The following is a 20,290-nucleotide window of genomic DNA, read 5'->3' as shown; positions in this document are numbered from 1 at the left end:
CGAACCCCGTCCCGCCCCGCCGCGCTCGCCCGGTTCCCGCGCGGCACACCGCGTACGAACGCCGTCGCAGCCGGGGTGCGCCGCACCCGGGCAAGCGGCGGCCTGGTTGTCGCGGGGCGACGGACCGAGGCTGGGGTCACCCACCACTCCGCAGGGGCGGCGTAGGCCTACCGCACGAACGCACGAACGCACGGACCCTCCTCCCTCCGCCCCCGCGCACGTACGACGGAACGGACGGACCTCCCGTGACTCCCCCCGACACCACCAGTCCCGCCGTACTCGAACAGCTCCGGCTCCCACGCCCGGCCGCCGACCGCGAGCGGCGCCGCATCCTGTTCACCGGCGCGACGATCGTCACCATGGATCCCGACCTCGGTGTCCTGCACGGCGCGGACCTGCTCGTCGAGGGCGAGTCCATCGCCGCGATCGGCCCCGACCTGAGCCGGGACGGCGCCGTGGTCGTCGACGCCACCGCGACCGTCCTCACCCCCGGCTTCGTCGACACGCACCGCCACGCCTGGCAGACCCAGCTGCGCCGGACCATGCCGGACGTCGACGACCTCGGCACCTACGTGATGTCCACCCTCGCCGGCCACGCCACCGTCTACCGGCCGCACGACATGTACGTCGGCACCAAACTGGCCGCGCTCACGGCGATCGACAGCGGCATCACCTGCATGCTCGACTTCTCCCACAACGCGCGCACCCCCGAGCACTCCGACGCCGCCGTCCAAGCCCTCGTCGACACCGGCATCCGAGGCGTGCACGCCTCCATGGGCCCGCACTTCGGTGACTGGGACCGGCAGTGGCCCGGCGACCTGACCCGCCTCAAGGAACGGTACTTCGGCCACGAGGACCAACTGCTGACGCTGCGGTTGGCAGCCCTCGCCACCGACGCGATAGCCGGTCCCGCCCTCGCCCACGGCCCCGAACTCGCCCGCACGGCCGCCGAACTGGGGATCGGCGTGAGCGTCGACGCCGTCTTCGGGGCCGCCTCCTCCGAAGCCGTCCTCAGGTGGGCGAAGGAGGGCGTCCTCGGCCCCGACCTCACCCTCATCCACGCCACCGGCCTGACCCCGGCGGCATGGCGGGCGATCGGGGACAGCGGTACGACCATCGCCCTCGCCCCGACCTCGGACGCCCAGATCGGACTGGAGACCGCGATCCCCGCGATCGACGAGGCCCTGTCCGCCGGGGTGCGCCCGGGCCTCAGCATCGACGTCGAAGTGGCCTTGGCCGGCGACATGTTCACCCAGATGCGGGCCCTGCACACCATCCAGCGGATGCGTGCGGTCAACGCCGTCCACGGCACCGACCGCCGGCCGACCCGCATCACCACCCATGACGTCCTGGACTTCGCCACCCTCCAGGGCGCCCGCACCAACGGCCTCGCGCACGTCACCGGCTCGCTCACCCCGGGCAAGAAGGCCGACCTGCTCGTCATCCGCGCCGAGGACCTCAACAACATGCCGCTCAACGACCCGATCGGCACCGTCGTCCTGGGCTCCGACGCCCGCAACATCAGCGCCGTCCTCATCAACGGCGCGGTCCGCAAATGGAACGGCCACGTCCTCGACGTCGACCTGCCCGCCCTGCGCGACGAGGTCCACGCCTCGCGGGAGTACGTACTCACCACCCCCGTGGCGGCCTGACCGTCACCGACTGCGCGGGCACTCCCGTCCCCGCTTCACGCGCCGGCTCGGCCCTCCGTGGCGGACTCCTGGTGACGCGTGGCGTGCAGGCTCCCGAGCAGGGCGAGGCCCGGGCGTCGGGGCTGCCCGGTTGGGCCTGGTAGACCACCAGTTGCTGACCCGACGCGCCGCGCACGTCGAAGGTCTGGAAGGTGAGCGAGAGCCGCCCGACGTCGGGGTGGAGCAACTCCTTGCCGTCACGGGTCTTGCCGTGCACGGCGTGCGCGGACCACAGTGCGGCGAACTCCGCGCTCTCCTCGACCAGCGAGCCGACGAGATCGCGCAGGTGCCGATAGTGCGGGTCGAGGCCCGTGGCGTGGCGCAACGCGGCGACGACCGCCTCGGCAGCCCGCTCCCACCGGACGAAGAAGCCCCGGGCGGCCGGGTCGAGGAAGGTCATCCGCGCCAGGTTGTCCGGCCGAGCGAACGGTGAGAACAGCGCGTCGGCCAACGCGTTCGATGCCAGGAGGTCGGTCGCCGGGTTCAGCACGAACGCCGCGGCGTTCGACTGCCCGTCCAGCAACTGCCGCAGCGCGGCACCGACGGTTTCCCTCGGGAAGGGCCGCCCGCCTTCCGGCGCGGTGCCCGCCAGTCGGAACAGGTGCTCCCGCGCCTCGTCGTCCAGCCGCAGGGCGCTGCTGATGGCTTCGAGGATCTGCGGGGAGGGCCCGCGTTCGCGGCCCTGTTCGAGACGGGCGTAGTAGTCGCTGTTCATCCCGGCCAGGACGGCGACCTCCTCCCGCCGCAGCCCCGCCACCCGGCGGGCACCGTAGGAGGCCAGCCCGACGTCGCCGGGACGCAGCCGGGCACGGCGGGCGCGCAGGAAATCTCCGAGATCGTTGCTGGTCACCCCGTCAGGCTAAGCGGCCGCCGCCGGCGTTGCCCGGGTGCACCACACCCGGACACGACCGGCCCCGAAGCAGCGGCATCCGGTCCGGCGCCGGCCAAGGGCCGGAACCTAGTCGCCGGTCGTACCGTCGAGCAGCTCGCGCAGGATGTCCAGGTGGCCGTTGTGGCGGGCCGTCTCTTCGGTGAGGTGGAGGAGGATCCAGCGCAGGTCGACGTGCACGCCGCCACGGCGGGCACGCCGGGCCTTCTCGTCCAGGCCGCTGTCGGCGACCAGCTCGCGGTAGCGGGCGCTCTGGGCGGCGTACTCGTCGAGCAACCGCGTGAGCGGGAAGTCCACGGCGATGCGCATCTCGCGGTCGGGGTCCTCGTCGGTCCAGGGACCCTGGTCCTCCTCTCCGAGGAAGACCACCTGGAACCAGTAGTACTCGACCCAGCGGAGGTGGTTGATCAACCCGCTCATGGTCATCAGCGGTGAGCCCGGGAGGAGCGCCCTGCCCGCGTTCTCGGCGGAGACGCCGTCGCACTTGGCGCGGGCGGTGTCGCGTGCGTAGTCGAGGAACGTGGTGAGCTGGGTGCGCTCGTCCCACGCGGGCGGCGTGTCATCGATTCTGGTCATCGCCCGAAGGGTTGCCGATCGGTGCGACCGGTGTCGAGGCATTTGTCGACGGCCGCGGCTGCGGCCGGGTGTCCAACCAGCCGGTGCACCGCGATCCATCGCCGCGACATGGTCGGCGTGCCCAACGAACCAGGGGACGCCCATCGGCATTTGCCGGACGGTGGCCGATCGGCGGCCTAACGTACGGATCAGGTGCTGCCCGCGGCAGCCACACGAGGAGGAACCTGTGTCATCGCCCTGTGACCCCGAGCACGCTTCCCCCGGAGATGTCGGCGCGGCGCTCATGATGATCGACTCACGGCTCAAGGCCGTCTACGACGGCAGGACCGAGACCGACCCCGAGCAGCGGGAGCTCGTCGACCAACTCGCCGGTTCCATGGACGCCGAAGCGGTCCGTGACCTCCTGGACGGCGCGTGCACGCTCATCTACATGTTCATGACGTGGCTGCGGAAAGCGCACGAGGCCCAGGACAAGGACGTCATCGAGTACGTCGTCCCGAGCCTGGTCGCCTCGATGCGCGCGATGCCCAGGAGCGTCCGCCCCGAGACCATCCCCACCATGGCCGGCATGGTCATCGCGGCGGGCATCGAGCTGAGCCCGAACCTGTGGCGCCGGCAGTACGGGGAGTGGACCCAGGCCGAGATGAACCCCTTGGAGGCCACCGCCTTCCTCCTCGCGGAGCACATCAACCGCATCACCGCCGACCGTGACTTCGCCACCCGCCTGATCGCCGAGGCACTCGCCGCCGCGAACGAGGGCTGACGTCCGGACGCGGCCGATCCGTACGGCGCGGCACGCGCCGACGGGCGCGCGAGGTCTCGGACCGCGGGGGAAAACGAAAAGCGGGGAAAACGAGAAGCAGGGAAAACGAAAAGCGGGGAGATCGCTCTCCCCGCACTTCCAAGGTATAGCGCACAGGGGGGCTTGCGGCAAGGCCCCGGTGGTGGCGGAGAATCCTCGGTCTAGGCCACCACCTGCGGAAATGAGGGCACGACGTGCGTGTGTTGCTGTCGGCGTACGAGGGACGCGATGACGCCGGAACAGGCACCGTTGCGGAGGGATCGCGATGAGCGAGCAGAACAAGCGGAACGAGCAGCCGGGCCAGCAGAGCCGGGAGAGCCGGCAGAGCGAGCCGTACGTACGGGATCTGCGCGAGGTCGACGAGACGCAGCTCGCGGTCGTCGGCGGCAAGGGCGCGCAACTGGGCGCACTGTCACGGGTCGAGGGCATCCGCGTGCCGGACGGCTTCTGCGTGACGACGAGCGCCTTCCGGCGCGTCATGGCGCAGGCGCCGTCGATCGACGACCGGTTCGACCGACTGTCGCGCCTGGACGCGGACGACCGGGAGGCGATCCGTACGCTCAGCGCGGAGATCCGCCGGACCATCGAGGAGATCCCCGTTCCGGACGATCTCGCCGCGGCGATCACCGGCGCGCTCGCCCGGTTCGGTGAGGAAGCGGCGTACGCCGTCCGATCCAGCGCCACCGCCGAGGACCTGCCGACGGCGTCGTTCGCCGGTCAGCAGGACACGTACCTGAACGTCGTGGGCCCGGCGGCGGTCCTTCGACACGTCAGCCGGTGCTGGGCCTCGCTGTTCACCGAGCGGGCCGTGAGCTACCGGCGCCGGAACGGCATCGACGACCGTACGGTCGACATGGCCGTGGTCGTGCAGCGGATGGTCTTCCCGCACGCGGCCGGCGTCCTGTTCACGGCCGATCCCGTCACGGGCAACCGGAGGGTCGCCACCGTCGACGCCGGCTTCGGCCTCGGTGAAGCCCTGGTCTCCGGGCTGGTGAACCCGGACGTCTTCAGGGTGCGCGAGGGGGAGGTCGTCGACAGGGCGATCGCCGTCAAGCGGCGTGCGGTGCGCGCCCTGCCGGCCGGCGGTACGGGGGGCGTGCCGATCGACCCGCGCCGGCAGGAGGAGCCGTCGCTGACGGACGCGCAGGTCGTGCGGCTGGTGGAACTCGGGCGGCGGATCGAGGCGCACTTCGGTCGTCCGCAGGACATCGAATGGTGTCTGGTCGACGACGGCTTCCGGATCGTGCAGAGCCGTCCGATCACGACGCTGTTCCCCGTCCCGGAGCGCGACGACCGGGAGAACCGCGTCTACGTCTCCGTCGGTCACGGGCAGATGATGACCGACCCCATGAAGGCCCTCGGGCTTTCCATGTGGCAGCTGACCGCCATGGTGCCGATGCACGAGGCGGGCGGCCGGCTGTTCGTCGACGTCACCCCGCGCCTGAGCGCGCCCGAGAGCCGCGCCGGCCTCCTGGACGCCGTGGGCAAGGCCGATCCGCTGATCAGGGACGCCCTGGAGACCGTCCTCGGCCGCGACGACTTCCTCCCGTCGCCTCCGGAGACGACCCAGGCCGCGGCTCCCGGCGGACCCCCCGCCCCCGGCGCGCCCGACCCGATCGAGACCGACCCGGCGATCGTCACCGCGCTGATCGAACGCAGCCGGACGTCCATCGCCGCGCTGGAGCGCGACATCCGGACGAAGACCGGACCGGAGCTCTTCGACTACCTGTTGGAGGCCTTCGAGGAGCACAAACGCGTCCTCAGTGATCCGCTGAGCATGCAGGCGATCATGGCCGGCATGGAGGCCACCTGGTGGCTCAACGACAATTTGTACGAGTGGCTGGGCGAGAAGAACGCGGCCGACACGCTCACCCTGTCCGCCCCCGACAACATCACGTCGGAGATGGGGCTGGCGCTGCTCGACGTCGCGGACGTGATCCGTCCACGGCCGGACGTGGTGACGTTCCTGCAAGGCGTCGAGGACGAGGGCTTCCTGGACGAACTGGCGAAACTCGCGGGCGGCACCGAAGCGCGCGACGCCATCGAGGGCTACCTCGACCGGTACGGCATGCGCTGCGTCGGCGAGATCGACATCACCCGGCCGCGCTGGCGCGAGCGCCCCACCACGCTGATCCCCGCGATCCTCGACAACGTGCGCAACTTCGGTCCCGGCGCCGCCGAACGGCGCTTCGAGGAGGGCCGGCAGAAGGCGTTGCGGAAGGAACAGGACGTGCTGTCACGCCTGCGCGCCCTGCCGGACGGGGACCGCAAGGCCGACGAGACCCGGCGGATGATCGACCGGGTCCGCACCTTCATCGGATACCGGGAGTACCCGAAGTACGGCATCATCAGCCGCTACTCCGTCTACAAGCGGGCTCTGCTGGAGGAGGCCGAGCGTCTGGTGGCGGCGGGCGCGATCGCCGAGCCGGAGGACGTCTTCCACCTCACCTTCCAGGAACTGCACGAGGTCGTGCGCGTCAATCGGCCGGTCGACCCGCGTCTCGTCCAGCGGCGCAGGGAGGCGTTCCGGGCGCACCACGCGCTCACGCCGCCCCGGGTGCTCACCTCGGACGGTGAGGCCCTCACCGGGTCCTACCGCCGCGACGACGTGCCGGCCGGCGCCCTGGTCGGCGTACCGGTCTCCGCGGGGACCGTGGAGGGCAGGGCCCGCGTCGTCCTGGACATGGCGCGGGCCGACCTCGAAGCGGGCGACATCCTGGTGACGACCTTCACGGACCCCAGCTGGTCACCGCTGTTCGTCGGCATCGCCGGATTGGTGACGGAGGTGGGCGGCCTGATGACGCACGGCGCGGTGATCGCCCGGGAGTACGGCCTGCCGGCCGTGGTGGGCGTGGAAGGTGCCACCCGACTGATTCGGGACGGGCAGCGGATCCGTGTGCACGGCACGGACGGGTACGTCGAGATCCTTCCCTGACGGACCACGGACGCGCGCCCCGCTGAGGTATGACCCGAGCGGGGTGTGCGTCCGCCGCACGGCGGAGACGGTCCGCCGTGGCGGACGACGCGTGACTGCCATGTCCACGGCCAGCATGGGGGCATGACCACAGCGACCGCTCCGCTGCCCGCCTCCGGCCCCGTACCCGCTCCCCGTTGGGCCCGCCGGGCCGCCCACGCCATCGCCCTGTGCGCCCTCCCGTCCGGCCTGTGGCGCATCGCCATGGCATCCGGGATCCACGTCGGCTACAGCGACCAGGTTCTGCGGGACGTCTTCGACATCCCCGGCTGGGGCATCGCGTACGTCGTCGGCCTCTCCGTCCTCGCCGAACTGGCCGCCCTGTTCCCGCTGCTCCTCGTCAGCGACCGGTGGCAGCCGCTGCGACCCCGGACCCTTGCCGCGCTCGCTCGGACGGCCTCGGCCCTCCTGGTCCTGGTGGCACTGTGGCAACTCGTGGTCGCCTTCACCGTCGAGAGCCAGACGTACATGTCGGGCGGTACGGCCCGGACCGTCTGGGCCTTCGTCTTCGCACCACTGTTCGCCATCCCGCCCCTGATGACCGCGGTGACCTGGTCGTACGGGAGGCGGCAGCGGCAGTGCCGGCGACAGCTACCGCGCCGAGTGGGCGGCCGGGCGTGACCTGCCTCGTACAGCGGGATTCAGTCCTCGATCGCCTGGTGGAGGGTGGCGCACTCCTGACGATGCCCCGTCCCTCACTGACCCCGGCCCGCGTTGAGCCGGGCCGCCTGGCGCGTCAGGTGGTCGCGCTCGGCGAGGTTGGGCGCCTGGTGGGCGGCCTCGGCGTACAACCGGGCCGCCGTCGCCCGGTCGCCGTCGCGCTCGTGGAGGTACGCCGCCACCGCGGTGTGGCGGGGGAGCGAGGCGTCCAGCTCCGCGAGCGCCCGCAGCCCCGCGCGCGGACCGTCGGCCTCCCCGACGGCGACCGCCCGGTTGAGCCGTACGACCGGGCTGTCGGTCAGGCGCGCCAGCTCGTCGTACCACTCGACGATCTGCGCCCAGTCGGTCTCCTCGGCGGCGGGCGCGTCCGCGTGGAGCGCCGCGATGGCGGCCTGGGCCTGGAACTCGCCCAACCGGTCGCGCGCGAGGGCCGCTTGGAGGATCCCGACACCCTCGGCGATCATCACGGTGTCCCACCGGCCCCGGTCCTGTGCGGCGAGCGGTACGAGGCTGCCGTCGGGCGCGGTCCGGGCGGCACGACGGGCGTGGTGGAGCAGCATGAGGGCGAGCAGCCCCGCCGCCTCCGGGTGGTCGACGGCGGCCGCGAGCTGCCGGGTGAGGCGGATCGCCTCCGCGGCGAGGTCGACGTCGCCGGAGTAGCCCTCGTTGAAGACCAGGTAGAGCACGCGCAGCACGGTGGCGACGTCCCCGGGCCGGTCAAGGCGCACGCCGGAGACGGTCCGCTTGGCCCGACTGATGCGCTGCGCCATGGTCGCCTCGGGCACCAGGTAGGCCCGGGCGATCTGGCGGGTGGTGAGCCCGCCGACGGCGCGCAGGGTGAGCGCCACCGCGGACGCCGGGGTCAACGACGGGTGCGCGCACAGGAAGTAGAGCCGGAGCGTGTCGTCCGCCGCAACTGCCGGTCCGGGCGCCGGCTCCTCCTCGACGCGGTCCTCGCGCCGACGCCGGGAGACGTCGGCGCGGGTCGCGTCGAGGAACTTGCGCCAGGCGACGGTGACCAGCCAACCCTTGGCGTCCCGCGGCGGGTCGGCCGGCCAGACCCGGAGCGCCTCGACCAGTGCGTCCTGCACCGCGTCCTCGGCCGCCGCGAAGTCGGCTCCGCGGCGGACGAGGACGGTGAGCACGCTCGGCGTCAGCCGCCTGAGCAGGAGCTCGTCCATCGGTGACGTCACTCCGCGATGGTGGGCGGCGCGGACAGGAAGGGGCGCACCTCCAGCCACTCGTGGATCGGCTTGCCGCCGGCCCCCGGCGCGGCCGACAGTTCCCCGGCCAGCTCGACGGCCCGCTCGTAGCTGTCCACGTCGATGATCATCCAGCCGGCGATGAGGTCCTTGGTCTCGGCGAACGGTCCGTCGGTGACCGGCGGGCGCCCCTCGCCGTCGGAGCGGACCCACGCCCCCTCGGGGGCGAGCGCCTGACCGTCGACGAACTCGCCGGTCCGCTCCAGTCGGCCCGCGAAGTCGTGCATGTACTGCACGTGCGCCGAGATCTCCTCGGGCGTCCAGCGGTCCATCGGCACGTCGTTGGCCGGAGCCGGGGCGCCGCGGTAGTGCTTGAGCAGCAGGTACTTGGCCATCTTCGTTCTCCTCACTGGTGCGACCCATTGTGGTCGCCGGTCGCTCTCACCACGGGGACGGAGCCGCCCACGGGTTCTCGACATCGCCGCCGAATTCTTCTCGAACCCGTCCGGGCGAGCACCCCGGCGGGCCGGGCACGGCGTGCCGCGGGGGCGCTCCCGGTATCCATCGGGCGGCCTCACCCTGGCCTATAATCGAACTTGTGTCCGAAAATGAGTCATCGCGTCTCGATCTCCTCCGCTTCCTGGAGAAGGTCCAGGTCAGAGACCTGCAGCGCACGCGCGACTGGATCGCCGCCGAGGAGCGGCGTACGGCGTACGAGGCCGCGCAGGGGCCGCCCGCGCCGCCGCCGGCGCCCGCGGAATGGCTGGTCGAGCACGGGATCGGGACCGGCCGGCCGGCGGTCCGCGTACACGTCGGCACCTGCTGGGACACCCGTACGCGCTGCCGGCCCGCCGACCGGGACGCCGTCCGGCGAGCGCTCGCCGAGGGTGTCTCCGCCTGCCCCCAGTGCCGGCCGGACACCGCCCTCGGGGTGCTGGAGTGACCGGCCGGCGGCACCCTTGAACCATGGATGACCCGCTCCCCGTGATCGTTTACCCGCCCGACGAACAGGGCGGGCGCCGCGTCCGCGTCGACGGTGAGATCCTCGGCCGCGCCTTCGGCCCCGCCGACGTCCTGGAACTCCTGCGTCGGGCCGGGCGCGACCCGGACGAGGTCGCCCCCTACGGCGAAGGCCTCATCGACTGGCGCGGCGGCGGCCCCGCCACCTGGCACACCCCGTAGCGCCCCGCTACCGCCGCCCCGACCCCGACCCCGACCCCGACCCCGACCCCGACCCCGACCCCGCGCGGCGGGCCCCGGCGGGACGGGCCCGCTTCCCGCGCCCGTCCCCGTCAGGCGACGTGCCCGTCAGGCGACGGCCCCGAAGGTGGAGGTGGCGCAGGTTGGCGGCGAACACACGGTCGGGCGTGCGGTTGGACAGCACCCGGACGAGACGGGTGACCGGCGCGGCGTCGCGGCCCGCGGTGTAGCGGGTACGGGGCCTGCGGGCCGTCACGGCCTTCGCGATGACCAGAGCGGCGGCGCCGGCGGTCGGACCCGACGCGGTGCCCGAGGCCATCAACCGGTTGTTCGCCCTGACCAGGACGCCGTAGCGCCCCTCCTGCTTCGGCGTCATCCGGGCGGCCGGCCGGTCGGCCGTCGCGACGCCGTGGGTGCTCGCCCCCGACCAGTGGACGAACTTCAGCCGGTCGTACGCCCGGTTGATCGACGCGCACGCGGCCGTCCTGCTGCCCTGGATGCTGGACGGGGCCGACGGCGCGACGGCGACCGAGCTGCTCGCCCCGCTTTCCCCGTCAGTCCGGGCCGCCCACACCGACCCATGGCTCCCGGCTCACCGGTCCTTGGCCCGCCGACGCCCCGGCTCCAGCACCCGATCCGAGCGTTCACGTCTGTTCAATGCAACGCACGCCGCAGTCGTGTTGCATTGCTCCTTCGAATCATTGCAACGATTACTGGCATCTGACCTGTAATTATTGCTGACTTGAGCAACGAAGTTGTTGCCGTATTGATGAAGGCAACGTAGCTTTTCCTTCATCGGAAACAACGAGTCGAAGGAAGTCAACATGCAGAAGTTCGCCACCCCCGCCGCCGTCTCCGCCGTCCTCGACATCCCCGCCGGACGCATCCGGTTCGTCGCCGCCGAGCGCGCCGACACCACGGTCGAGGTCCTGCCCGCGGACGGCTCGAAGAGCCGCGACCTGGAGGCCGCGCAGCACACCACCGTCGAGTACGGCGACGGCGTCCTGCGGATCGCGGCCCCGGCGCCGAAGGGCAAGCTCCTCGGGAACACGGGCGCGGTCGAGGTGATCGTCCACCTGCCGGCCGGCTCCCGCGTCGAAGCCAAGGCGGCGGCCGCCGAGTTCCGCGGCGTCGGGCGGCTCGGCGACGTCGGCTTCGAGGGCGCGCAGGGCTCCATCGAGCTCGACGAGACCGCGAGCGCCCGCCTCGTCCTCGCCGCCGGGGACATCACCGTCGGCCGGCTGGGCGGCCCCGCCGAGATCAGCACGCGGAAGGGCGACGTCAAGGTCGGCGAAGCCACGAGCGGCACGGTCACGCTGCGCACCGAGGCCGGCGACCTGTCGATCGAGGCCGCCGCCGGGGTCAGCGCCTGCCTCGACGCCGACACCTCGTACGGCCGGATCCACAACGGGCTCAGGAACACCACCGGCGCCGCCGACCTGCACATCCACGCGACGACCTCGTACGGCGACATCACGGCCCGCAGCCTCTGACCGCCCGCGATCTCCCGCCCCCCTTTCCCACCCGCAACCCCTGTAATCCGCAAGCCCTCACAAGGAGCGACACCCCTCATGACGAACCTGGCCATCGTGGCGCACGGGTTGCGCAAGTCCTACGGCGACAGGACGGTCCTCGACGGCATCGACCTGACGGTTCCGGCCGGTACGGTCTTCGCCCTGCTCGGCCCGAACGGCGCCGGCAAGACCACCGCCGTCAAGATCCTCTCCACCCTCATCGGCGCCGACGCCGGCGCCCTGCACGTCGCCGGCCACGACCTGGCCGTCGACCCCGGGGCCGTGCGCGACGCGATCGGCGTCACCGGCCAGTTCTCCGCCGTGGACGGCCTGATCACCGGCGAGGAGAACATGCTCCTGATGGCGGACCTCCACCACCTCCCCAGGGGCGAGGGCCGCCGCACCGTCACCGAACTACTGGAACGCTTCGACCTCACCGAAGCCGCGAAGAAGCCCGCCTCCACCTACTCCGGCGGCATGAAGCGCCGACTCGACATCGCCATGACCCTGGTCGGCAGCCCGCGGATCATTTTCCTCGACGAGCCGACCACCGGCCTCGACCCGCGCTCCCGCCACACCATGTGGCAGATCATCCGGGAACTGGTCACCGGCGGCGTCACCGTCTTCCTCACCACCCAGTACCTGGAGGAAGCCGACCAACTCGCCGACCGGATCGCGGTCCTGAGCAACGGTCGGATCGCCGCCGAGGGCACCGCCGCCGAACTCAAGCGCCTCGTGCCCGGCGGCCACGTCCGCCTCCGCTTCACCGACCCGGCCGGCTACCGGTCCGCCGCCGCGACCCTCCACGCCGCCACCCGCGACGACGAGTCCCTCGCGCTCCAGCTCCCCAGCGACGGCAGCCAGCGCGACCTGCGCGCCATCCTCGACCGGCTCGACTCGGCCGGCATCGAGGCCGACGAACTCACCGTCCACACCCCGGACCTCGACGACGTCTTCTTCGCCCTCACCGGCAACACCACCGTCCCCGCCCCGCACACGCAGCCGGCCCAGCCCGTCCAGCCCGCCCAGCCCGCCCAGTCCAAGGAGAACGTCCGATGAGCACCCTCTCCCTCGCCGTGCGCGACTCCTCCACCATGCTGCGCCGCAACCTCCTGCACGCGCGCCGCTACCCCTCCCTCACCCTGAACCTGCTGCTCACCCCGGTGATGCTGCTCCTGCTCTTCGTCTACATCTTCGGCGGCGTGATGAGCGCCGGCCTCGGCGGCGGCGCCGACCGCTCCGCCTACATCGCGTACGTCGTCCCCGGCATCCTGCTCATGACCATCGGCTCCACCGTCATCGGGGCCGCCGTGTCCGTCTCCACCGACATGTCCGAGGGCATCATCGCCCGCTTCCGGACGATGAACATCCACCGGGGCTCGGTCCTCATCGGGCACGTCATCGGCAGCGTCATGCAGTCGGTCGCCAGCGTGGTCCTCGTCGGCATCGTCGCCGTCGCCATCGGCTTCCGCTCCACCGACGCCACGGTTCTGGAGTGGCTCGCCGCCTTCGGACTGATCGTCCTCTTCGCCCTGGCCCTCACCTGGATCGCCGTCGGCATGGGCATGGTCAGCCCGAACGCCGAGGCCGCGAGCAACAGCGCGATGCCGCTGATCCTGCTGCCGCTCATCTCCAGCGCGTTCACCCCGATCGACGCGATGCCGGGCTGGTTCCAACCGATCGCCCAGTACCAGCCCTTCACCCCCGCCATCGAAACCCTGCGCGGCCTCCTGCTCGGCACCGAGATCGGCCACAACGGCTGGCTCGCCCTGGCCTGGTCCCTCGCCCTGGCCGCCCTCGGCTACCGCTGGTCCACCGCCTCCTTCAAGCGCGACCCGAAGTAACCGCAGTGACAGCGCGGGCCACCTCCCCGCGGCCTCCGCCCCAGGGGCGGCGTACCCCGACACCCCGTCGGAGCACGCCGCCCCTTTCGCGTCCGGCCCGGTCACCGGCTGCAACCCCGCGAGGTCCAGCTGCCCCGAGGTGCGGAAGCCATCGCTCCACACCCGCCGTCCCGTTCCCACCCCGAGGACGGATGGGACGGGCTCGGGTGCTTGGGTGGGTCTCGAAGCCAGTCGGATGTGAATGGAGTTCAAAGTGAAGAGCCTTGTGCGGGGCACCGTGTGTGCGGTGGCGTTGATGACGCTGCTGACCGCCTGTGGTGGTGACACGGAGGACGCGGCCAAGGTCGGACTCGACGGCGTGGGCAAGAAGGACGAGTCGACCGGAGCCCAGAAGCTCCGGTCGGCGATGCCGACCAACAAGAGCGTCAGCAACGGCCTCGTCAGCTTCGGCGGTGAGGACGCGGTGGTGCTGGAGGGCGATCAGGCACGCCAGCCGTGCGAGGAGGGCACCAGTACCCCGTGCGACGGGCTGGTGGGCGTGGGCCGCAAGCTGGTCGTGGCCAAGGATGCGACTGACAGGCAGATCGAGTTCACCCTCTACTCGTTCGGGGCCCAGGAGGCCGCGGAGGCGGCGTCGACCGCCCTGGTGAACAGGACCTTCGCGCGCAAGGACTCCGTTGGGGATTTGCCGTTGGAGATCGGCGCGGACGAGACAGAGGTGTTCAACATCAGCGGTGGCAGGGCCGACGTGATCCTGCGTGTCGGCAACGTGGTCGCCTACGTGAGCGCGGCCAGGAAGGAGGACCTGTCGAACGCGGCAAAGGTCCAGGTCGACCTGATCAAGGAGGCCGCCTGACGATCCCGGCGGAGTCGTCTCCGCTCCGGCGCCCGCCGGAGCGGAGACGACCCGATGTGCGTCGGGTCGGCGAATCGGTGAGCGCGGTGCTCAGTCCAACGACTCGGTGCTCCCGTCCGGGTTGATCAGCAGCCGGATCGCACCGCCGTAGCGGTCGTCGGCGATGGTCGCCGTCGTCGGACCGCCCATGTCCTGGGCGCGCTGCTGGAGGACTTCGGTGGCCGGGTGGGTCGGGTGCATGGCCAGGCCCTCAGGAGCTTGCGGCGATGGCGCCGGTGGACGGGGATGCGACCGCGTAGGTGCCGCGGGACAAGCGGAGCAGACGGCCGGACTTGGCCATCGCGGACAGGGCGTTGCTGACCGACTTCGCCGGATCCTGGTACGTCCCCGGCGGCAGCGCCGCGAGGACGTCCCGACCGGAAAACGGCCCCGGGAAGGCGGCGACCGCCCCCACGAGTTCGTCCGCAGCGACTCCACCCTCTTTTCGCTCTCCCGCGAGGGCAGCGACTCGGCGGGCCCGTTGGTCACCGCCCTGACCGTGGCCGTCGTCGAGGCCGCCGAGGAGTACGCCACCACCCAGCGCGGCGGCCGCCTGTCGCGCCCGCTGGTCGGAGTCCTGGACGAGGCGGCGAACGTCTGCCGCTGGCGCGCCCTGCCCGACCTGTACTCGCACTACGGCTCGCGCGGCATCATCCTGATGACCATCCTCCAGTCCTGGGCCCAGGGCATCGAGGTGTGGGGCGAGCGCGGCATGGAGAAGCTCTGGTCCGCCGCCAACGTGCGGGTCTACGGCGGCGGTGTCTCCGACACCCGGTTCCTCGGCGACCTGTCCGAGCTGGCGGGGGAGTACGAACTGCGCGAGTACAGCACGACCCGTGACTCGGAGACGGGTGGCTGGACCGGCAACCGCAGCATGAACGAGTCCGTACGCCGCGACCGCGTCCTGAAGGTCTCCGACCTCGGCGCGATGCCCCCCGGCCGCGCCCTCGTCCTGGCTTCCGGCACCAAGCCCGTCCTGGTGGAGACGATCCCGTGGTGGGAGGGCCCGCACGCCCGCGAGGTCAAGGCCTCCCTCACCCGGCACGACCCGGGCGCCCGCGCCTGACCCCGGCCCGGCGCCCCACGGCGCCGGGCCGCACCACGCGGCGGACCGGCCCGTGCCGGGGCCGCGCGGCTCGCTTCGGCCGGCGCCTACGCGCCGCCCCCACCGAAGAGCGCGAGCAGCACGAAGATCAGTAGCAGCAGGCCGCCCCCGCCCGTCGCCACCGCGAGCGGAGCACTGATCCGGCGCCGGTGCGGCCGGACGTAGTGGCCGTTCCGGTAGTGGCCGAGGACGTACGTGGTCGCGCCCGGATCCGGCCGCGGGCGGGGGACGGTCGTACGGCGCACCGCCTCACGGGCGGAGGTGGATGGTCCCTTGACCCGGCGGGTGTGGGGGCGGACGTAGGAGCCGTTCTTCCGGTAGTGGCCACGGACGTGTGCCATCAGCGATTCCTCGGTCGGTCGGGGAGCAGCGGACTGGAGGAGTGGACTGAACGAGTGGACTGGAGGAGCGGAGAAAGCCGGCCCGATCGGGCGTACCCACGACGGTAGTCCCCGCCACCGACACTGATGGCGGGTTCAACTCCATTCCGGGCAGGGCGCGTTGGGTCGCACGGAGTGAACCGGGGGCGCACTGCGTCCGTGGTCGGCGAGGCCGTGCGGGGCCGCGCGAGGCCGCGCGAGGCCGCGAAGGGTGAGCACCGATCGCCCGGGTACGGCCGCTGCGGCGCCCACGCGAAAACGCCCGGCGGGGGTGTCCCAGCCGGGCGTTGCTGTGTGCGTTGGGTACTGCTGTGTGTGTTGCGTACTGCTGTGTCCGCTGGAGGCGCGGTGCCGCTGGTGGCTCAGTACCAGTGGTGGGTCTGCCAGAAGTTCCAGGCGCCGACGGGGCTGCCGTAGCGGGAGTTCATGTAGTCCAGGCCCCACTTGATCTGGGTGGCGGGGTTGGTCTTCCAGTCGGAGCCGGCGGAGGACATCTTCGAGGCCGGGAGGGCCTGGACGAGGCCGTAGGCGCCCGAGGAGGCGTTCGTCGCGGTGTGGTTCCAGCCGCTCTCACGCGAAATGATGTTGTTGAACGCCGCGAACTGCGCCGGGTCCTTGATCATCTGCTGGGCGATCGCCTTGGCGCTCGTGGGGGCCGCCTGGGCGGGGACCGTGGCGAGCATCGAGCCGGCGACGCCGAGGGCGACGACGGTGCCCGCGAGGGCCTTCTTCGAGGCGGCGATGCGGCGGATGACGGTGTTCGACACGGGAAACCTTCCACAGGGGACGAGGACGGTCGCGGCATGCCGAGGGCATGCGTGATCCCTTCACGCGGTGGAGAGGGGTTCGTCAGCGGCGGGTGGAGCACCCGTGCCGCCCGGCGACACATCCAGTTCTACCGACGCCCCAACGGCCTGGCAACGAGCCTTCCTACTACCCGCCCTCGCAGCCGGGGACCGACAGCCCGTCGACCGGTCGGCGGGCAGGAGGGCGGGCGCGGGCCGGTGCGGAGCGCCGCCGCGGACCTTCGCGGCCTACTATCCGGGCTCGTATGTGACGTGGGTCCTGTGGGACGGCTCACCCCGGAGCCGCCCGAATCTCACCGAAAGTGATGACTCATACCCCACATGGACACGAAGGCTTCCCACCTCCGACCGCACCGTCGAGGGCACGGGACGGTCATCGCGTTCGAGCACCCCATCGGGCGTTATGGATGTTCTCCGCGTCCGACGGAATCCGCGTCGGACATCACACCGGATTCGATTCCGGTTTCGTGATCGATTTTGGGTACCCGGGCATGGATGACCGCGCTGCCGTACGAGGTCAGGCTGGCGCGCAATTCGTTCCAACCCTCTTCGGACCCGGCGACCAGGCCGGCCATCAGGCGGCGCTGCTGCTCCACCACGAAGGGCCAGGAAGCGATCCCGATCAGGGTCATCAGCAGGTGGCCGACCTCTTGGGGTGAGGTGAGGGACAGCGCCTTGCAGAGGGCCTCGTTCTTGCTGAGGTAGTACGCGTGACGCTCTTCCTCGCCGGGAATCTCCGCGTCTCCGTAGTGCAGACCCTCCCACGCGAGCAGCCGCACCAGGCTCGGGTCGCGCCGGTGGTAGTCGAAGACCTGGCCTACGTATCGCTCAAGACCCTCCCGCGTCGTCGGCACCGGAACCCGCTCGCTCAAATCCTGATAGGCGCAGGCCAGGACCTTGGAGAAGAGCTGTTCCTTGCTACCGAAGTAGGAGTACAGACGCTGTTTGTTCGCCGCAGCCTGTTCGGCGATGCGGTCCACACGGGCGCCCGCGATGCCGTACGTGGCGAACTCCTGGCGGGCTGCGTCCAGGAGGCGGGTCGGCGTGTCGCGAGTCGGATCATTGGCCATGCGTCGAGCCTAGCACGAAAACCAACTAGATGGTTGGCCGCAACCAACTAGATGGTTGGTACTAACCAACTAGATGGTTGCGCCCTCTCCAGCGTTCCCCTAGTGTCGATGACGTCAGCCCGGCCGGCGCCTCCGCCAAGGCCCCCGGGGCCGGGAACCGCCAGGCGTCGCGACGGTGCGCGATTACCCGCGAATTCCCCTCTTCCGTCTGCTCATCGCCCGGAAAACCTGTCGTGCCACGCAGTGCCACGCGGTTCCACTACCGAGGAGTTAGTCATCAATCATCCGATCCAGAGCATCGTCCTGGTCGGGGACCGGTTTATCGGTTTCGCCGCACAGGAAAACGTATTCACCGTCTCCCAGTTCATCGACGACCTGCGCCGCGGCGCATACGCGACGGAAGGCGACCCGGTCCTCGTCGAGAGTGCGCAGGGCGTCTCCGAGTCCGATGTGTTGCTCATCGTCGAGGAACTGCGCCACCGCGGCCTGGACCGCGTACAGATCCGCCTCCAGCCCGCCGCCCTCAGCGGCGCCGGTGAGGTGCACAAGCACCAGGTGGCCAACGCGCTGATCGCGGACCTGCACCAGGTGAACGACGCGTTATTCGGAGCGGGACTACGGCTGCACAACGACAACGAGCTGTTGCTCGACCACCAGACCGGCCAGCACGTGCAGGGCATGATCGCCGTCGAGGCATCGCGGCAGATGTTCCTGGCGGTGACGGAGCGCTTCTTCGCGGCTCAGTGGCCGCAGCGCAAGTACTACTTCGTCATCGAGCACATGAACACCACCTTCGAGAACTTCCTCTTCCCGCTGTGCTCGACCATCGAGTACCGGATCACCGAGTCCCGCACGCAGGATCCGTCCCGCCTCTCCTTCCACTCCGAGGTCGGCATCCACCAGGCCGGCCGTCGCTCCTCCCTCACCCATCTGGCCTTCACCGCCTTCGATTCCGACGTGATCGAGGCCAAGGAGGACCGCCGCGCCCGCCAGGCCGTCGAGCACACGCTCCGGACCCCGGCCGCCGCCCTCTCCGGGGTCTGACCCACCCCACCCCGGCCCCCGGCCGTACCGGCCGCACTCCGCCGAACCCCGCCCCGCCCCACCACTCCACTCCATTGAGGAGCAGCCATGTCCGCATCACTCATCACCGCCGTGGAACTGTCCGTCAAGCCCGATCAGGTCGATGCCGCCGCCACCGCCTGGAAGGCCCACCACGCCGCATCCGCGTTCGAGGGCCGTGCCCTGTTCCGGAGCCTGGAGGGACCCGCCCTCCTGGAGCTGGCCCCCGTCGCCGGCTGGGAGCAGTTCCCCGATCTGCGCTCCGACTGGGCGCGACTGTGGGACGCACTGGCCCCGATGGCCGAGGGTGACTTCCGACGTCAGGTGCTGGGCTTCGTCGACGCGCCCAAGCAGGCCGACACCCCGCTGCCGCAGACCCCCTACGTACAGATGCGGCACATCGAGGTGCCGCCGCGGGTCCACACCTCGTACCGCGCCTGGCGCGAGGAGACGATCTACGACGTGGTGCGCACCGCCGACGAGGTCGAGGTCTTCGAGGCGTACCACTCCGTGCTGAGCACCGAGCCCGGTGTCATGTTCGTCTCCGGATTCAGCTGCGACCCGGCCGAGTACACGGCCGTGTTCACCTCCCCGCGCTACCAGGAGATCGTCCGGCAGGCCGGTGACCGTTTCATCGCCGGCGGCGAGCGTGGTCTCTACACGACGATCTGGGCCCGCGTGTCGTAACACGCCCCACGTCCTGCCCGTCACCGGCAGGACGCACGAAGGAAATCATGCGAAGGAGAGGAGAAGCGGATGGGACCGTCGCGCACCTACCAGCTGAGTCTCACCACTCAGGGGCCGACCTACCCGCCCAGTGAAGTGATGGACGGGAACGGCGACTTCGTCGTGATCGGCCGCATCAACCGTGACGACGGAACGGGCGGAGTGTCGAACGGCTGGGGATGCGCCATCGTGTCCGCCAAGAGCCCGCTGCCGCCGTTCGGTGGCAACGAGCCGTACCGCGTCGTCCGTGACCTGCCGGATCATCCCGGCCAGTTCAGCCCGGCCGACAACGCGATCGTGCTGCACACGCTGCCGTTGCCGCTGCCCTGCAGCAACTACCCGATGGTCTTCGCCCCGGAGCAGTTCCCCCACGCGTCCGAGGTGGTACGCCCGAGCTACCCCTTCCACCAGGTCGACGTGCCGGACCTGCGGGCCCAGGACGGGCCGAAGGTGACGGAACCGGTGACCCTCGGCACCTGGGGGCGGGCGCGCGGTGAGCTGGAGGTGCGACTGGCCGACGACGCGAAGTCCGCCGAGTTCCGCTTCGAGTTCGCCGGGATGCTCCCCAACAGCCTGTACACGGTGATGTCCCTACGGGCACGCGACCTGGACCCCGCGGGGCCGACCCGGCCCGGACCGCTCGGCGTACCCAACGCCTTCGTCACCGACCAGGACGGCAAGGGCCGCTACCGGGCGTCCTTGCCCGATCCCTTCCCGGCGCCCGGCACCGGCGGCAATCGCGTCGTCAACGTCATCGTGCTCTGGATGAGCTACCAGCAGAACTACGGCGGCGCGATCGGCCGCTTCGGCCTGGGCGGGGACATCCACGCCCAGCTGAAGCTGCAGGGACCCAGCTTCGAGGAATTCACGACCACCGGCTGACGAGAGGAACCA

At 71.1% G+C, this 20,290-nt stretch carries 23 protein-coding genes and 1 pseudogene; 14 read left to right on the top strand and 10 right to left on the bottom strand.

Going from position 1 to position 20,290, the window contains the following annotated elements; all coding sequences use genetic code 11:
- The first annotated feature begins 245 nt into the window (after window positions 1-245).
- A complete protein-coding gene (locus ACZ4XJ_RS28040) occupies window positions 246-1,652 on the top strand; it encodes an amidohydrolase family protein (protein WP_468497830.1) in 1,407 nt (468 codons plus the stop codon).
- 35 nt (window positions 1,653-1,687) lie between these two features.
- Here the strand turns inward: ACZ4XJ_RS28040 and ACZ4XJ_RS28035 are convergent.
- Window positions 1,688-2,541, bottom strand: a pseudogene (locus ACZ4XJ_RS28035) (helix-turn-helix transcriptional regulator).
- Window positions 2,542-2,649: 108 nt separating this feature from the next.
- Window positions 2,650-3,156 carry a DinB family protein gene (locus tag ACZ4XJ_RS28030; protein ID WP_468497829.1) on the bottom strand — a complete coding sequence of 169 codons (507 nt, stop codon included), beginning with the start codon at window positions 3,154-3,156 and terminating at the stop codon, window positions 2,650-2,652.
- 226 nt (window positions 3,157-3,382) lie between these two features.
- Here ACZ4XJ_RS28030 and ACZ4XJ_RS28025 point away from each other — a divergent pair, with 226 nt between their 5' ends.
- From ACZ4XJ_RS28025 to ACZ4XJ_RS28015, 3 genes are all read left to right on the top strand, one after another.
- Window positions 3,383-3,919, top strand: coding sequence for a hypothetical protein (locus ACZ4XJ_RS28025; RefSeq protein ID WP_468497828.1), 537 nt, complete (start codon window positions 3,383-3,385; stop codon window positions 3,917-3,919).
- A gap of 304 nt (window positions 3,920-4,223) precedes the next feature.
- Window positions 4,224-6,893: a rifamycin-inactivating phosphotransferase gene (rph, locus tag ACZ4XJ_RS28020; RefSeq protein WP_468497827.1), complete on the top strand. Its 2,670-nt coding sequence runs from the start codon at window positions 4,224-4,226 to the stop codon at window positions 6,891-6,893.
- A gap of 123 nt (window positions 6,894-7,016) precedes the next feature.
- Window positions 7,017-7,553, top strand: coding sequence for a hypothetical protein (locus ACZ4XJ_RS28015; RefSeq protein WP_362881589.1), 537 nt, complete (start codon window positions 7,017-7,019; stop codon window positions 7,551-7,553).
- 74 nt (window positions 7,554-7,627) lie between these two features.
- On the opposite strand, the gene ACZ4XJ_RS28010 is transcribed toward ACZ4XJ_RS28015, so the two are convergent.
- Both ACZ4XJ_RS28010 and ACZ4XJ_RS28005 read right to left on the bottom strand, forming a co-directional pair.
- Complete coding sequence (locus ACZ4XJ_RS28010) at window positions 7,628-8,773, bottom strand: RNA polymerase sigma factor (RefSeq protein WP_362881638.1); 1,146 nt, start codon at window positions 8,771-8,773, stop codon at window positions 7,628-7,630.
- Between the two features lie 8 nt (window positions 8,774-8,781).
- Window positions 8,782-9,189: a YciI family protein gene (locus tag ACZ4XJ_RS28005; protein WP_468497826.1), complete on the bottom strand. Its 408-nt coding sequence runs from the start codon at window positions 9,187-9,189 to the stop codon at window positions 8,782-8,784.
- 203 nt (window positions 9,190-9,392) lie between these two features.
- Here ACZ4XJ_RS28005 and ACZ4XJ_RS28000 point away from each other — a divergent pair, with 203 nt between their 5' ends.
- Window positions 9,393-9,737, top strand: a complete 345-nt coding sequence (locus tag ACZ4XJ_RS28000) for a DUF6233 domain-containing protein (protein WP_468497825.1) — start codon at window positions 9,393-9,395, stop codon at window positions 9,735-9,737.
- Between the two features lie 23 nt (window positions 9,738-9,760).
- On the top strand, window positions 9,761-9,976 hold the full coding sequence (locus tag ACZ4XJ_RS27995) for a hypothetical protein (protein ID WP_468497824.1): 216 nt from the start codon (window positions 9,761-9,763) through the stop codon (window positions 9,974-9,976).
- 7 nt (window positions 9,977-9,983) lie between these two features.
- Here the strand turns inward: ACZ4XJ_RS27995 and ACZ4XJ_RS27990 are convergent, their stop codons facing one another.
- Window positions 9,984-10,568 carry a hypothetical protein gene (locus ACZ4XJ_RS27990; protein WP_468497823.1) on the bottom strand — a complete coding sequence of 195 codons (585 nt, stop codon included), beginning with the start codon at window positions 10,566-10,568 and terminating at the stop codon, window positions 9,984-9,986.
- 250 nt (window positions 10,569-10,818) lie between these two features.
- On the opposite strand from ACZ4XJ_RS27990, the gene ACZ4XJ_RS27985 reads away from it, so the two are divergent.
- The 4 genes from ACZ4XJ_RS27985 (at window position 10,819) to ACZ4XJ_RS27970 (ending at window position 14,208) form a co-directional block, all read left to right on the top strand.
- Entirely contained in the window at window positions 10,819-11,487 is a 669-nt protein-coding gene (locus ACZ4XJ_RS27985) for a DUF4097 family beta strand repeat-containing protein (protein WP_468497822.1), read from the top strand.
- A 78-nt stretch (window positions 11,488-11,565) separates the two neighbouring features.
- Window positions 11,566-12,567, top strand: a complete 1,002-nt coding sequence (locus ACZ4XJ_RS27980; RefSeq protein WP_362881598.1) for an ATP-binding cassette domain-containing protein — start codon at window positions 11,566-11,568, stop codon at window positions 12,565-12,567.
- Complete coding sequence (locus ACZ4XJ_RS27975; RefSeq protein WP_362881600.1) at window positions 12,564-13,352, top strand: ABC transporter permease; 789 nt, start codon at window positions 12,564-12,566, stop codon at window positions 13,350-13,352. Before ACZ4XJ_RS27980 ends, ACZ4XJ_RS27975 begins: the two co-directional genes overlap by 4 nt.
- Before the next feature lie 295 nt (window positions 13,353-13,647).
- Window positions 13,648-14,208 (top strand): hypothetical protein, encoded by a 561-nt coding sequence (locus ACZ4XJ_RS27970; RefSeq protein WP_468497821.1) that lies wholly within the window; start codon window positions 13,648-13,650, stop codon window positions 14,206-14,208.
- A gap of 90 nt (window positions 14,209-14,298) precedes the next feature.
- Here ACZ4XJ_RS27970 and ACZ4XJ_RS27965 read toward each other — a convergent pair whose 3' ends face one another.
- A complete protein-coding gene (locus ACZ4XJ_RS27965) occupies window positions 14,299-14,448 on the bottom strand; it encodes a hypothetical protein (RefSeq protein WP_468497820.1) in 150 nt (49 codons plus the stop codon).
- Window positions 14,449-14,458: 10 nt separating this feature from the next.
- Window positions 14,459-14,662, bottom strand: a complete 204-nt coding sequence (locus ACZ4XJ_RS27960) for a hypothetical protein (RefSeq protein ID WP_468497819.1) — start codon at window positions 14,660-14,662, stop codon at window positions 14,459-14,461.
- Window positions 14,663-14,728: 66 nt separating this feature from the next.
- On the opposite strand from ACZ4XJ_RS27960, the gene ACZ4XJ_RS27955 reads away from it, so the two are divergent.
- Complete coding sequence (locus ACZ4XJ_RS27955; protein ID WP_468497818.1) at window positions 14,729-15,313, top strand: type IV secretory system conjugative DNA transfer family protein; 585 nt, start codon at window positions 14,729-14,731, stop codon at window positions 15,311-15,313.
- Between the two features lie 86 nt (window positions 15,314-15,399).
- Here ACZ4XJ_RS27955 and ACZ4XJ_RS27950 read toward each other — a convergent pair whose 3' ends face one another.
- The 3 genes from ACZ4XJ_RS27950 to ACZ4XJ_RS27940 all read right to left on the bottom strand — a co-directional run bounded on the left by ACZ4XJ_RS27950 (window position 15,400) and on the right by ACZ4XJ_RS27940 (window position 17,608).
- Window positions 15,400-15,693, bottom strand: a complete 294-nt coding sequence (locus tag ACZ4XJ_RS27950) for a hypothetical protein (protein ID WP_468497817.1) — start codon at window positions 15,691-15,693, stop codon at window positions 15,400-15,402.
- 401 nt (window positions 15,694-16,094) lie between these two features.
- Window positions 16,095-16,499, bottom strand: a complete 405-nt coding sequence (locus ACZ4XJ_RS27945; RefSeq protein ID WP_319191172.1) for an aggregation-promoting factor C-terminal-like domain-containing protein — start codon at window positions 16,497-16,499, stop codon at window positions 16,095-16,097.
- Between the two features lie 440 nt (window positions 16,500-16,939).
- Entirely contained in the window at window positions 16,940-17,608 is a 669-nt protein-coding gene (locus ACZ4XJ_RS27940; protein ID WP_468497816.1) for a TetR/AcrR family transcriptional regulator, read from the bottom strand.
- Between the two features lie 243 nt (window positions 17,609-17,851).
- On the opposite strand from ACZ4XJ_RS27940, the gene ACZ4XJ_RS27935 reads away from it, so the two are divergent.
- The 3 genes from ACZ4XJ_RS27935 (at window position 17,852) to ACZ4XJ_RS27925 (ending at window position 20,278) form a co-directional block, all read left to right on the top strand.
- Window positions 17,852-18,652: an AfsA-related hotdog domain-containing protein gene (locus ACZ4XJ_RS27935; protein WP_362882082.1), complete on the top strand. Its 801-nt coding sequence runs from the start codon at window positions 17,852-17,854 to the stop codon at window positions 18,650-18,652.
- 87 nt (window positions 18,653-18,739) lie between these two features.
- The gene (locus ACZ4XJ_RS27930; RefSeq protein ID WP_362882080.1) at window positions 18,740-19,357 is read left to right on the top strand and encodes a hypothetical protein; all 618 of its coding nucleotides are present in this window, start codon (window positions 18,740-18,742) and stop codon (window positions 19,355-19,357) included.
- A 69-nt stretch (window positions 19,358-19,426) separates the two neighbouring features.
- Window positions 19,427-20,278 (top strand): hypothetical protein, encoded by an 852-nt coding sequence (locus ACZ4XJ_RS27925; RefSeq protein WP_362882078.1) that lies wholly within the window; start codon window positions 19,427-19,429, stop codon window positions 20,276-20,278.
- Window positions 20,279-20,290: the final 12 nt, after the last annotated feature.

Source organism: Streptomyces sp. NPDC029836 (assembly GCF_055574495.1).
This window is presented reverse-complemented; position numbering and strand designations above follow the sequence as displayed.